General features: G+C 64.2%; 13 protein-coding genes. 2 read left to right on the top strand and 11 right to left on the bottom strand.

Going from position 1 to position 12,848, the window contains the following annotated elements:
- Positions 1 to 272: 272 nt before the first annotated feature.
- Positions 273 to 680, top strand: coding sequence for a carboxymuconolactone decarboxylase family protein (locus NKI59_RS33775; RefSeq protein WP_352708833.1), 408 nt, complete (start codon positions 273 to 275; stop codon positions 678 to 680).
- Positions 681 to 898: 218 nt separating this feature from the next.
- Here NKI59_RS33775 and NKI59_RS33770 read toward each other — a convergent pair whose 3' ends face one another.
- The 11 genes from NKI59_RS33770 to NKI59_RS33720 form a co-directional block, all read right to left on the bottom strand.
- Complete coding sequence (locus NKI59_RS33770; protein WP_352708836.1) at positions 899 to 1,786, bottom strand: amidohydrolase family protein; 888 nt, start codon at positions 1,784 to 1,786, stop codon at positions 899 to 901.
- Positions 1,786 to 2,922, bottom strand: coding sequence for a vWA domain-containing protein (locus NKI59_RS33765; protein WP_352708831.1), 1,137 nt, complete (start codon positions 2,920 to 2,922; stop codon positions 1,786 to 1,788). The genes NKI59_RS33770 and NKI59_RS33765 overlap by 1 nt, the downstream gene beginning before the upstream one ends.
- A 274-nt stretch (positions 2,923 to 3,196) precedes the next feature.
- Positions 3,197 to 4,078 (bottom strand): AAA family ATPase, encoded by an 882-nt coding sequence (locus NKI59_RS33760; protein WP_352708830.1) that lies wholly within the window; start codon positions 4,076 to 4,078, stop codon positions 3,197 to 3,199.
- Positions 4,079 to 4,087: 9 nt separating this feature from the next.
- Positions 4,088 to 5,092, bottom strand: a complete 1,005-nt coding sequence (locus tag NKI59_RS33755; RefSeq protein ID WP_352708828.1) for a xanthine dehydrogenase family protein molybdopterin-binding subunit — start codon at positions 5,090 to 5,092, stop codon at positions 4,088 to 4,090.
- Between the two features lies 1 nt (position 5,093).
- The gene (locus NKI59_RS33750) at positions 5,094 to 6,461 is read right to left on the bottom strand and encodes a xanthine dehydrogenase family protein molybdopterin-binding subunit (RefSeq protein WP_352708827.1); all 1,368 of its coding nucleotides are present in this window, start codon (positions 6,459 to 6,461) and stop codon (positions 5,094 to 5,096) included.
- Positions 6,462 to 6,475: 14 nt separating this feature from the next.
- Positions 6,476 to 6,958 (bottom strand): (2Fe-2S)-binding protein, encoded by a 483-nt coding sequence (locus NKI59_RS33745; protein ID WP_352708825.1) that lies wholly within the window; start codon positions 6,956 to 6,958, stop codon positions 6,476 to 6,478.
- Positions 6,959 to 7,007: 49 nt separating this feature from the next.
- The gene (locus NKI59_RS33740) at positions 7,008 to 7,802 is read right to left on the bottom strand and encodes an FAD binding domain-containing protein (protein WP_352708823.1); all 795 of its coding nucleotides are present in this window, start codon (positions 7,800 to 7,802) and stop codon (positions 7,008 to 7,010) included.
- 33 nt (positions 7,803 to 7,835) lie between these two features.
- Positions 7,836 to 8,279: an SRPBCC family protein gene (locus NKI59_RS33735; protein ID WP_352708822.1), complete on the bottom strand. Its 444-nt coding sequence runs from the start codon at positions 8,277 to 8,279 to the stop codon at positions 7,836 to 7,838.
- 107 nt (positions 8,280 to 8,386) lie between these two features.
- A complete protein-coding gene (locus tag NKI59_RS33730) occupies positions 8,387 to 9,214 on the bottom strand; it encodes a helix-turn-helix domain-containing protein (RefSeq protein ID WP_352453760.1) in 828 nt (275 codons plus the stop codon).
- A gap of 312 nt (positions 9,215 to 9,526) precedes the next feature.
- Positions 9,527 to 10,525 (bottom strand): ABC transporter permease, encoded by a 999-nt coding sequence (locus NKI59_RS33725; protein ID WP_352644868.1) that lies wholly within the window; start codon positions 10,523 to 10,525, stop codon positions 9,527 to 9,529.
- A 34-nt stretch (positions 10,526 to 10,559) separates the two neighbouring features.
- The gene (locus NKI59_RS33720) at positions 10,560 to 11,300 is read right to left on the bottom strand and encodes an ATP-binding cassette domain-containing protein (RefSeq protein WP_023675804.1); all 741 of its coding nucleotides are present in this window, start codon (positions 11,298 to 11,300) and stop codon (positions 10,560 to 10,562) included.
- Between the two features lie 427 nt (positions 11,301 to 11,727).
- Here NKI59_RS33720 and NKI59_RS33715 point away from each other — a divergent pair, with 427 nt between their 5' ends.
- Entirely contained in the window at positions 11,728 to 12,717 is a 990-nt protein-coding gene (locus NKI59_RS33715) for a sugar-binding protein (protein ID WP_023675805.1), read from the top strand.
- Positions 12,718 to 12,848: the final 131 nt, after the last annotated feature.

Raw genomic sequence — 12,848 nt, 5'->3', positions numbered from 1 at the left:
TGCTCAAAGGCCGGACATATGGACGCAAGCGATCGAAAACGACGCAAAACAACCGTTGCAGGCAGGGCGCCGTCCACATATGGATCCCAGGGTCTCCGCGACGGAGCTTCGCTCCTGCTTCGCCCAGGGATGACGAAGGTGAGGGGCCTCGGCCAGCCTTACGGTCTTGCCTCAGCGCGTCAATTGCTGATTCATCCAAGGCGGTTAGCCGCCTTTTCTCCCGACCTGATTCAACGACCTCGCATAACGATTCAAAGCGAAAGGACCAAGCCATGGCCACGACGAAACTTCTGACCGATGCCGAGGTCCAGGCGATTCCCGCCGTGAAGGCTGTGTTCGACGACATCCGCGTGACGCGCAAATCCGATTTCGTCAACAATTTCTGGCGTGGGCTGGCCAATGATCCGGTTTCGCTGAAGCGGGTCTGGGAGCAGCTCAAGGCGGTGATGGTCGCTGACAGCGCCATCGATCCGCTGACCAAGGAGATGATCTACATCGCCGTCTCGACCGCCAATGGCTGCTCCTATTGCGTCCACTCGCACACCGCCGCAGCGCGGGCCAAAGGCATGACCGACGCGCAGCATGGCGAGTTGGTGTCGATCATCGGGCTGGCCGGGCAAACCAACCAGATGGTGACAGCGCTGCAGATCCCGGTCGATCCGGAGTTCGAGGTGAAGTGAGGCGCGGCGCGGCGCGGCGCCTTCCCTTCTCCCCTTGTGGGAGAAGGTGGCCGAGCGAAGCTCGGTCGGATGAGGGGTGCTGGACGGATCGCGGCATTGGAGACGTAAGTGCTTCAAATCGCTGGGACTTTCTCCGCCGAGTTTCTTCCAGCACCCCTCATCCGTCTCGGCGCTACGCGCCGATCCACCTTCTCCCACAAGGGGAGAAGGGATGCGCGCTACACCGGCCGATATACCTTCTCCGCCGTGTTCCAGAAAATATCGGCCTCGGCGGCCGCGCCGTGTTTCGCCACCGCCTCCCGGTGCGCCTTGATCAGCTCGGAATGGCTGGTCCACAGCTTCTCGATCGGGAAGTTCGAGCCGAACATCAGGTGGTCGCTGCCGAGGATGTCGATGGCGTTGTCGACGATATAGGCGATCAGCGCCGGGTCGTTGCGGTGGACGAAGGTGCCGAGGCCGGACAGTTTTGCATAGAGGTTGGGCGCCGCTGACAGCGTGCGCAGGCCGGACTTCCACGCCTCGGTGGTCTCCGGCTCCATGTCGGTCAGCATGCCGGCGTGGGTGAGAATGAAATTCGTCTCGGAGTTGTCGCCGACGAGCGTCAGCCCGTCCTTCATCTGGGCGGGGAAAAGCTGCAGGTCGAAGGACAGGCCGTAATCCTTCAGCCGCGCGACATTGGCCCGCACCTTGGGGTCGATGACCTGATCGGCCGAGGCGGCGAAGCGGAAGGCCGGCGTTCCGTGCCAGTGCAGCTGCATGCGCACGCCGCGCAGCAGCGGATATTTTTTCAGCCGGTCGATCTGGGGCCTGATATCGTCCACCGTCATATCGGCATAGCCGACGATGGCGTGCGGCCAGCCGGTTTCTTCCGCGGTCTTCTGCAGGAAGGCGACCTCTTTCTCGAAATCCTCCTTGGCCCAGTTGGTCTGGACATAGACCGCCTTCTCGACACCTGAACCTTGCTGGTCGGCGAGGAATTCCTCGATCGGATAATCGCGGCGGATCGGCTCGTAAGGGCCAAAGATGCGCGGCACCATCGGCCCGCGCAGCCAGGGCTGGTCCTCTCGGCGCCAGATGTGGAAATGCGCGTCGATCGCCTTCTGCATCACGAAACCCTTTTCCAGATTGCCGCGGCCGCCGGGGCTGGGCGGGCGAGCGACAGGATGAACTCGGTGAGACCGGCGATCGAGGAGCCGTCGACCAGATCGTCGAGCACCGGCAGGATGGTGCGAAGCGCCGCCGTTGCCGGCCGGAAGCGCGGATCGCCGGCCAACGGCGTCGCCAGCGAAAGCCGAAAGGCGCGGGCGCTCAGCCGGCGCATCGCCGTCTCCAGCTCGGCATGATCGCCGCGCTCCAGCGCATCCGACAGGATGACGATTGCCGCCCCGCGCGCAAAGGCGGAGAAGCGCGGCACCGATAGAAACGCGAGCAGCGTCGGTCCCATGCGGGTGCCGCCGTCCCAGTCGTCGACCTGCGCGGCCACACGGGCCAGCGCCTGGTCGCGGTCGCGAATGCGCAGCGCCGAGGTGATCCGGGTCAGCCGCGTGCCGAAGGTGAAGACCTCCGCCCGGTCGGCGCCTTGCACGGCCGCGTGTGCCAGTTTGAGGTAGTCCGATGTGTAGAGCTTCATCGAGCCGGACACGTCGATCAGGATGAGAAGCTTGCGCGGCACTGTCTGCCGCCGGCGCAGCAGCGGCGAGGGGATATCGCCGTCGGCACTGACGATTTCGCGCAGCGAGCGGCGCAGGTCGAGCTTGCCGCGGGCATTCGTGCGCACGGTGCGGAAGGAGCGGCGCGCGGGCAAAGCGGTGGCGAGCTTGAGGCGGAAGGCGGCAAGCCCGTCGCTGTCGCGCTGGAACTCGCGGACGCTCAACTGTTCGCTGGCCGAAGACAGTTCGCCGCCTTGCTCCTGGCGGACCACCTCGATTTCTTCTTCGCCCGTTGCACCATCGTCCTTGATGCGGGTTTCCTCGTCGGCCTCGCCTTCGACCAGCGCCGCGGCGTCCCCATAGAAATGGCTCCGGAAATGCGCCTCGAATTCGTCGCGGCGGTCGGGCGGCGGCGCCAGCGTGGCAAGAGCCGCCTCGCGGATGTCGTTCATCGAGCGGGGCCCGAGCAGGGTTACGGCCTGCATGAAGTCTGATACCTGCTCCGGCGCGACAGCAAAGCCATAGCGGCGGAGCAGCCGGCCGAAGCCGAGCATTGGGGTTGCGGCGCGCGGCAAGCTTTCTCCCCGCATCATTCCTTCGCGCCCCCCTCTGTCCTACCGGACATCTCCCCCTCAAGGGGGGAGATTGGCAGCTTTGACGCTCCGCTCATTTCTGTAACGTTGGAGATTAGCGAAAGCCGGAATGACGTCTGATCTCCCCCCTTGAGGGGGAGATGCCAAGTGGTGGCAAAGAGGGCAGGACAGAGGGGGGTGCTGTCCCGCCAGCGTTGCGGAATGCGCCCGTGAGGTCGATCGACATTCGGCCGTCCCGCTGTGAACGGGGAGAAGGGATCATTGACGTTGTGCATCACGCCAGCGCCTCCTCGACAATCTTGCCGAGCTCCGGCGCGATGCAGGAAAGGTCCTCCTCGTCCTTGATCAGCACGCCAATGGCCCGGCGAAACGCTTCCGGCCACGGGCTGCCGCCCTTTTCGAGGATGGTCGCGGCGTTGGCCCATTCGACCGCCTCGGCGATGCCTGGCGGCTTGGCCAACGGACGGGCGCGAATGTCGCGCACGGCCGAGGCAACGGCGCGGGCCGTGGCCTCGGCGACATCGCCGGCGCGCAGCATGATGATCTCGGCCTCGCGCCCGGCGTCGGGATAGGTGATCCAGTGGTAGACGCAGCGCCGCCGCAGCGCTTCGGCCAGTTCACGGGTGCGGTTTGAGGTCAGGATGACGATCGGCTGCGCCATCGCGCGAATGGTGCCGCGCTCGGGAATACTGATTTGGAAATCGGACAGGAATTCCAGCAGCAGCGCTTCGAACTCATGGTCCGAGCGGTCGATCTCGTCGACCAGCAGCACGCGCTTTTCCGGCGCCTTCAGCACCTGCAGCAGCGGTCGCGCGATCAGGAAGCGGTCGTCGTAGATGTCGATCTCGTGCTCGCCGGCATGGCGGATGGCGAGCAGCTGGCGCTGGTAGTTCCATTCGTAGAGCGCGTGTGCTGCGTCGATGCCCTCATAGCATTGCAGTCGCACCAGCTCACGCCCGAGCAGCTCGGCTATCGCCTTCGCCGCTTCCGTCTTGCCGACGCCCGGTGCGCCTTCGAGCAGCAGCGGCTTGCCCAGCCTTATCGCCAGGAAGATGGCGGTGGCCAGGCTTTCGTCGGCCAGATAGCGCGAGGCGGCGAGGCGCGACGCCACCGCCTCCGGCGATGTCGCGACAGTCTCGGCGCTTCTCTTGGGCATCTCCCGCACTCAGTTCGGGGCTTGCGCCTTCAGCGCCCGCAGGATGCGCTCCGGCGTGATCGGCAGCGTGTCGATGCGCACGCCGACGGCGTCGAAGACGGCATTGGCGACCGCCGGGATCTGCGGGTTGGCGCACATTTCGCCAGGCCCCTTGGCGCCGTACGGCCCGTCCGCCGAGGGCCTCTCCAGCACGATGACCTTGGTTTGCGCGAGATCGCCAGGACCCGGCATCAGATACTGATTGAAATCGGTGCCGCCGTGATCGCGGTTGGGATAATAGGGTTCGGTCGTTTCGTAGAGCGCATGGCTGATGCCCATCCACGAGCCTCCGACGAGCTGCTGCTCGACCATTTTCGGGTTCAGCGCGCGGCCGATCTCAAAGACGTTCTTCACGGTCAGCACGGTGACCTCGCCGGTCTCGTCGTCGACCTCGACCTCGGCAACCGTGCAGGCGTGAGCGTAGCAGGTCGAGGGCTTCATCGCGCCGGTCTCTTTCTCCGGATAGGAGCGCGGGATCAAAAACATGCCTCGGCCGGAAATCGAGCGGCCGCGCTTGAAATGCGCCGACAGCGCGACATCGAAGATCGAGATCGATTTTTGTGGCGCGCCCTTGACCAGGATGTTGCCCTGGCCATCGGTCTCGAGGTCCGACGCATTGACCTCCAGCTCCTCGGCCGCTACTTCCAGCATCACCTGGCGGGCTTCCCTGGCCGCCTGGATAACCGCATTGCCGGCGCGGTGCGTGCCGCGCGAGGCGAAGGTGCCCATGCAGTGCGGGCCGGTGTCGGTGTCGGCGGTGTCGACGACGACGCGGTCGGTCGGCACGCCGATCGTCTCGGCGCAGATCTGCGCCATGATCTGCTTCATGCCCTGGCCGAGATCGACGCTCGACAGCGTTACCATGAAATTGCCGGTCGGCGTCGAATGGACCAGCGCCTGGGTCGGGTCGCCGCCGAGATTCATGCCGGTCGGATAATTGATCGCGGCGACGCCGCGTCCGCGCCTGATCGCCATCTCAAGCTCCCTTCGCGTAAGACGACATCGCCATGAATTTTTCCGCTACCGGCCAGTTGGCGGCGCGCGAGGCTTCCTGCATGCACTCGATCAGCGCAGCACCCTCGGTCGGCTGCCGATGTGCTTTCATGTCGCCGTCGCGATAGGCGTTGATGAAACGGAATTCGAGCGGGTCCATGCCGATCAGCCGGGCGAGCTTGTCCATCTGTACCTCTAGCGCGAAATCGCCGATGGTGACGCCGAAGCCGCGCATCGCCGAGGACGGGGTGCGGTTGGTGTAGACGCAGTAGGTGTCGATCCAGACATTCGGGATCGTATACGGGCCGGGATAATGCCCGGCGCCCTTCTGCGCGCCGTAGGGCGAATGGCGCGAATAGGCGCCGGCGTCGGTGTAGCCGGTCACTTTGCGCGCGACGATGCGGCCGTCGTTCATGACGCCGTCCTTGATGACGACTTTCTCGGCGGCGCGCGGCGAGGAAATCTGCATCTCTTCCTCGCGGCTGTAGATAAAACAGACCGGTCGTCCTGTTATTTTGGCGCCAAGGATGGCGATCGGCTCGACGATGACGTCGACCTTGCCGCCAAAGCCGCCGCCGACAGTGCCGCCGACGAAATGCAGCTTGTTGCCGGGCATCTGCAGGATGATCGAGGCGTTATCGAGAGTGAAGAACATCGCCTGCGTGTTGGTGTAGCAGGTGAAGCGGTCGTTGCCCTCCGGCGCGACGATGCAGCCGGTCGTTTCGGTCGGCGCATGCTCGATCGGTGAAGACTGGTAGGTCTGTTCGAGCACGTGGTCGGCTCCTCTAAAGCCTGCCTCGACATCGCCGAAGCGCACCTTGCGGCATTCGCCGCTATCGTAGAGATAGTAGTTCCGGCCATGGTACTCATTGACGATCGGCGCGCCGGGCTTCAGCGCTTCCTCCATGTCGAAGACGGCGGGCAGCACCTCGTAATCGACCTTGACCTTGGCGGCGGCTTGCTGCGCGGCGCGCTCGGTCTCGGCCAGCACCGCCACCACGGCCTCGCCCTTCCAGCGCACCTTGCCGTCGGCCAGCACCGTCTCGTCCTCCGGCCCGATCTGGATCAGGATCAGGATGGTGTAGACATTGTGCGGCACGTCGTTGGCGGTCAGCACCTTGACGACGCCGGGGTGCTTTTCCGCCTCTGACGTATCGATGCTGCGGATGCGGGCGTGATGATGCGGGCTGCGCACCATCTTCAGGTGCAGCATGCCGGGAAAATTGCGGTCGGCGAAATAGGCGGTCTTGCCGGTGACATGGCCGGGCGAATCCGAACGCGGCCGCGGCTGGCCGATCTCGTGCAGATCGTCCTTGCGCTGGTCGGCGAAGTAGCTCTTGCGGAGTTCCATTTTCTTAACTCCCCTCAAGCCGCGTTCTGCGAATTGGAGCGCGCAGCGCTCAGCACAGCCTGGATGATCGGCTCGTAACCGGTGCAGCGGCAGATATTGCCCGACAACGCCTCGACCACGTCCTCGCGGCTGGGGTTCGGGGTTTGGTCGAGCAGCACCTTGGCGGCCATGATCATGCCCGGCGTGCAGAAACCGCATTGCGTGGCGAAAGCATCGAGGAAAGCGCGTTGCAGCGGATGCAGCACGCCGCCTTCCGAAAGCCCCGACGTCGTGGTGACGGTCGCACCGTTGCAGGTCTCGGCCAGCGTCAGGCAGGAGAGCCTGAGCTCGCCGTCGATGATGACCGAGCAGGCGCCGCAGGTGCCTTGATGGCAGCCGCCCTTCGGCGAGGTGTCGCCGATCTTGTCGCGCAGCGCATGAAGCAGCGTTGTGCCGCTGTCGATGAATTCGGCCTTTTCGGCACCATTGAGCGTGAACTGAACCGGGACCTTTGCCATCTTTTTACTCCTTGCGCCGCAGCCAGGCGGACATACGCGCCACGGTCTTTCAGGCGAGCAGCAGCCGGCCGAGATGGACCGGCAGGACTTCGTTGCGATACCAGGCACTGGCGATCGGATCGGTTCGCGGCGAAGCGCCGTCGCGGGCAACAGCCAGTGCCGGTGCGATGCCCTCGCTGGTGAGTTTGCGGCCAATCAGGGCCTTCTCCGCCGCCCTGGCACGGATCGGCCGGTCGGCCATGCAGCCGAGCGCGATCCGCGCGGACGACACAGTGCCGTCCGGTGCGTGCTCCAGCACGGTGGCGATGCTCAGCACCGAGACGCCCTTTGGCTTGACCCGCGACACTTTCAGGAAGCGAAAGCCGCCTTCCTTCGGAAGCGTGAAGCCGACCGCGGTGACGATGGCGTCATTGCTCTCGCGCTTTGCCAGGAATGTCTCAATCGGCAGCTCGCCGTCACCGGTGCTGACGGTTGCGTCCAAGGCCAGCAGTGCAACGGTGAAATCGCCGTAAGGCGCTGGCGCGAAGAGATTGCCGCCGACCGTTGCCATGTTGCGGATCGCCGGGCCGCCGACGGCGCGCGCGGCGTGGGCCAGCGGGATGAGATCCGGGTGACGGGCGACCGCCGCCATGGTCACCGAAGCGCCGATGCGGACCTCGCCGCCGGAGACGGTGATGGCCGACAACGCCGGGTCGGTCGACCTGACGAAACCGGAGATCGACACGTCGCCTTCATTGACGGCGCGCACCACCAACGTGCCGCCACCGAGATAGCGGGTGCCGGCGGCTTTCAGCGCCGCGCCGGCGTCCTTCACCGTCGCGAAAGTCTGCAGTGCAAGCGCCATGGAACACTCCCTTTTTCGGGCTTAGTCCGTCATTCAACTCTGGCCGGCAAAGTGGTTCTTCAGGGCGTTGAAGCCGCCCTGGAAGACGTTGGCGCCCATGCCTTCGGCCAGCTTGTCGGCTTCCTCTGGAGCGGCGTCGAAGCTGGCGGTCCATTCGGCATAGGTGCGGTCGCCGTCGGTAACCCGCCGCAATTGCAATGTCGCCTTGTGGTTGGTGAGCGGCTGCGGCGTCTCCAGGATGGCGTAGCTGACGAGGAAGTTCTCGTCGGAGAAATCGAGCAGCTTTTCGCGCAGGCGGGCGCCGCTGGCGAGCTGGAAATTGCGCACGCAGCCGATCGTGCCGGCATCCTTGCCGTCCTCGATATGGCTTTCGATCATGCGCGGGTGCCAGGTCGGCAGGCCGTTGAAGTCGCGTATGCGCGCCCAGACCTTTTCGACCGGTGCGTCGATGACGCTGGAGATGGTGACTTTCGCCATATGATCGTTCCCTTGCAAATCAGCTGCTTGGGAGGGTAGGGCGGCAGGCTCGGCAGCGCTTATCAATGCGTCTTGAACGCCTATCAAAAAGTCTGAAAAACGGGCGCTCAGCTGATCGCCCGCGCCGCTTCGCGGTAAAGCGTCGGCGGGACGCCGACATGGTCGCGGAAGAAGCGCGAGAAATTGCCTTGCGTGGTGAAGCCCAGATTGCAGGCGACCGAGATCAGCGGCTCCTGCGACCACTGCAACTGCCGCACGGCTTCCTCCATGCGCAGCGTGTTCCAATAGACGTTGGGCGTCAGATTGGTCTGTTCCTTGAACAGGGCGAAGAAATGCGGCCGCGACAGGCCGACGCTGCGCGCCACGTCGTCGAAGCAGATACGCTCGCAGACATTGGCTTTCATCAGCTGGATCGCCTTGCGGACGCGGAAATCCTGCATGGTGCTGACGCGGGTGCGCACGGTCTGCGGTGCGGAGGCATCGGCGGCATCGAGCACGCTGTCGATGAAGCGCTCGATCTCGTAATTGGCGATGTCGTCGATGCTCTCATTGTCGCTGAGATGGTCGAGGAGGTTGGCCGCTGCCTTGTGCAGCCAAGGCTCGAGCGTGATCGCCGGGGCGGAGAACAGCGGCGCGGCGGAAGGCAGCTCGCGGCGTTTCCGTGCCCAGTCCGGATCGATGTAAAAGGCGAGGAACAGGCCGGGCGTGCCGTCGCGGGACAGAGCGTGGCTGTGCGGCTGGAAGGAATTGATGCCGGCCGCGGTGCCCGGTCCAAGCCGCACCGTCTCACGGCCGATGGTCATCTCGCCGGCGGTGCCTTCCAGCCAGATGATGATATGCGCCTCGACATGGGCATGGGTGACGAAGTCGCTGGCGACGTTCAGGACAGAAACATGTCCGAACCGGCCCCAATAGAGCCTGATCGCTTCCGTCATGGGTATATCCTCCCGCAGGCGACTGGCCTCCCTTCGCCTGCTGCGAACGATTGTGCGGCTCAGTTCGGGCTTGCGTCAAGACGCATGTGCACGTCCGGGCGCCGGCCATGCGCCGCAGCGGCGGATTTTCAGACTCGGCGATAGGAGCGCGTCCCCTTCTCCCCCTGTGGGAGAAGGTGGATCGGCGCGCTAGCGCCGAGACTGTTGAGGGGTGTTGGAAGAAATGAGGCGATGCCAAGCTGGAGCACCCCTCATCCGTCGCCTTCGGCGACACCTTCTCCAAGGGGAGAAGGGGGAGGCTGCGCTTGAACGTCAGTCGTTGCGCCTGAAATTGCGGATGCGGTCGAACAGCACGGCGAGCAGGATGGCGCCGCCGATGAACACGCCTTGCCAGAAGGCATTGATGCCGAGCAGGCCGAGGCTGTTGCGGATGACCTCGATCAGCGCCGCGCCGACGACCGCACCGAAGGCGGTGCCCATGCCGCCGGCCAGGTTGGCGCCGCCGATGACGGTGGCGGCGATCACCTGAAGCTCCATGCCGTTGCCGAGATTGGTGGTGACCGCGCCCAGCCAGCCGGTCTGGATGATGCCGGCAAGGCCTGCCGCCAATGCCGAGATCATGTAGACGACGACCTTGATCTGGCGCACCGGAACGCCGGTCAGCGTTGCCGCATGCTCGTTGCCGCCGATGGCGAAGATGTGCCGGCCGAATTTCGTCCAGCGCAGCACAAAGCCGGTGATCAACGCCAGCACGATCATGTAGAGCACCGGATTGGCAATGCCGAACACCCAGGCGCCGCCGCCCAGCGCCAGCAGCTTGTCGTGATCCGGCCCGAACTGGAAGACGACGGTGTTGTTGGAGGCGACCATGGCTAGGCTGCGCGCAATCGACAGCATGCCGAGCGTCACCACGAAAGGCGGAAAGCCGAGATAGGCGATCAGAACCCCGTTGAAGGCGCCGATGATCAGCGCTGTGGCGATCGCAGCGGCAATGCCGATCTCGATGCCGTAGCCGGCATGCATGGTCACGGCCAGCACCATCGAGCACAGGCAAAGCACCGAGCCGACCGACAGGTCGATACCGCCGGTGATGATGACGAAGGTCATGCCGAGCGCCACGATGGCGACGAAGGTGACGTTGCGGGTGATGTTGTAGAGGTTCTTGGTCGTGGCGAAGGAATCCGTTGCCACCGACAGGAACAGGCAGGCGAGGATGACCGCGATCACCACCCAGAAGGTCTGGCTGGCAAACACCTTGCTCAGCAAGGTGTGCTGCTTGTGCGCGATCGTCTGATCAAGGGTGACTGCCATTATCGACCTTTTTTACTCATGGTTGAGGCGTCAATCATACCTGTTCGATGGCGCCGGTGATGAGTCCGGTGACTTCTTCCGGCGAACTCGATGCGATCGTCTTGTCGGCGACCTTGCGGCCGCGCCGCATGACGATGACGCGGTCGGCGACGTCAAAGACGTCGGGCATGCGGTGGCTGATCAGCACGACGGCGATGCCTTGGTCGCGCAAATGGCGGATCAGGTTCAGCACCTCGGCGACCTGGCGCACCGAGATCGCCGCCGTCGGCTCGTCCATCAGCACGATCTTGGCCTGCGAAAGCATGGTGCGGGCGATCGCCACCGCCTGCCGCTGGCCGCCCGACATTTGTTTGACCAGGTCGCGCGGGCGCGTTTCGGATTTCAGCTCGGCGAAGATCTGGCCGGCACGCTTGTACATCGCGGCATAGTCGAGGATACGAAGCGGCCCGAGGCCGCGGCGCAATTCACGGCCGAGATAGACGTTGGCGGCGGCCGTAAGATTGTTGCACAGTGCCAGATCCTGATGGACGATTTCGATGCCGTGCTGGCGCGCCTCGACCGGCTTGTGCAGGATCAGCTCCTTGCCGTCCATCTGCATCGTGCCATGGCTCGGCGGGAAATTGCCGGCGATCATCTTGACCAGCGTCGACTTGCCGGCGCCGTTGTCGCCCATCAGGCCGACAACCTGTCCGGCCTCGATCGACAACGAAACGTCGTTGACCGCCTGGATGGCGCCAAAATGCTTCGAGATGTTGGTGAGTTCGAGAACCGCCACCAGCCTTCTTGCCTCCCCGTGCTTTGCGGCCTGCGGTTCTGCCGCGGCCATTCGCTCTCCCCAGTTCCTCCCGGAAGCAGCGATTTTGCCCATTTACGCATAAGCCTCCTTGGCGTCAACCACGGCTTCTTTCGAAAAATCAGTTTTGTAGGACAAATAGCATTGACGTCGGTGACAAGGCGATATTAGCTAAGTGTCGGAGGAGCTTGCGCCGAGCCCCCGGGGTTGCCGGGAGGAATCGGTGAGGGTTTGTCGGTCAGGGATTTGGCAACCAGCGATATCTGTCGGTGCCGGTCTGAGACTGAATATGAAAATGCTTATCGACCTGGCTTGGCGACACGAGTGCGACGTCCTCTGTCATCTTGCTCCGGGTCGGTCTGTGTGTGGCGGGCACGCCGTGTCCGTTTGTTTCAAAGGGAGGACTGACATGAGGAAATCACTATTGCTCGCTGCCGCCGCCGTCATGGCGCTGGGTGCCGGGCCGGCCATGGCCAAGAAACAGCTCGTCATCGTGGTGAAGGGTCTCGACAATCCATTCTTCGAGGCCATCCACCAGGGTTGCGAGAAATGGAACAAGGAAAACGCCAGCTCGGAATATGAGTGCTTCTACACCGGACCGGCATCGACCTCGGATGAGGCCGGTGAAGCCCAGATCGTCCAGGACATGCTGAGCAAGCCCGATACGGTGGCAATGGCGATTTCGCCGTCCAACGCGCCGCTGATCGCGCAGACGATCAAAAGCGCCAATCCGTCGATCCCGATCATGACCCTCGACGCCGACCTCAGTAAGGAAGATGCGGCGCTGCGCAAGACCTACCTCGGCACCGACAACTACCTGATGGGTCACAAGATCGGCGAATACATCAAGAAGGCCAAGCCGAATGGCGGCAAGATCTGCACCATCGAAGGCAATCCGGCGGCCGACAACATCCTGCGCCGCGCGCAGGGCATGCGTGACGCGCTTTCGGGCAAGGACGGCCTCGCGGCGCTTGCAGGCGAAGGCGGCTGGACGGAAGTTGCGGGCTGCCCGGTGTTCACCAATGACGACGGCGCCAAGGGCGTGCAGGCGATGACCGACATCCTCGCCGCCAATCCCGATCTCGACGCCTTCGGCATCATGGGCGGCTGGCCGCTGTTCGGCGCTCCGCAGCCCTACCGCGACCTGTTCAAGCCGATGGCCGACAAGATCGCCAGCAACGCCTTCGTCATCGGCGCCGCCGACACGATCGGCGACGAGGTGGCGATTGCCCGTGACGGGCTGGTGACCGCGCTGGTTGGCCAGCGGCCGTTCGAGATGGGCTACAAGGCGCCCTCGGTGATGATCGACCTGGTCGACGGCAAGCCGGTCGCCGATCCGGTGTTCACCGGCCTCGACGAATGCACCAAGGACACGGTCGACACCTGCATCCAGAAGTAGGTTCGCAGTTTCGGGGGGGCCCCGCCGCGGGCCCCCCCCGGGGCCCGGACCAGCCAAAACCCCCCCGCGGGGCGGGGGTGGGGGGGTGGGGGCGGGGTTTTTGTTGGCCCGAATTATGGGGTGGTGAAAAA

Origin of the sequence: Mesorhizobium sp. M0598, assembly GCF_040320865.1 — a bacterium.
In the GTDB taxonomy this organism is placed as follows: Bacteria; Pseudomonadota; Alphaproteobacteria; order Rhizobiales; family Rhizobiaceae; genus Mesorhizobium.
The sequence above is the reverse complement of the archived record's forward strand: the minus strand, read 5'-3'. Positions and strand labels throughout refer to the sequence as shown.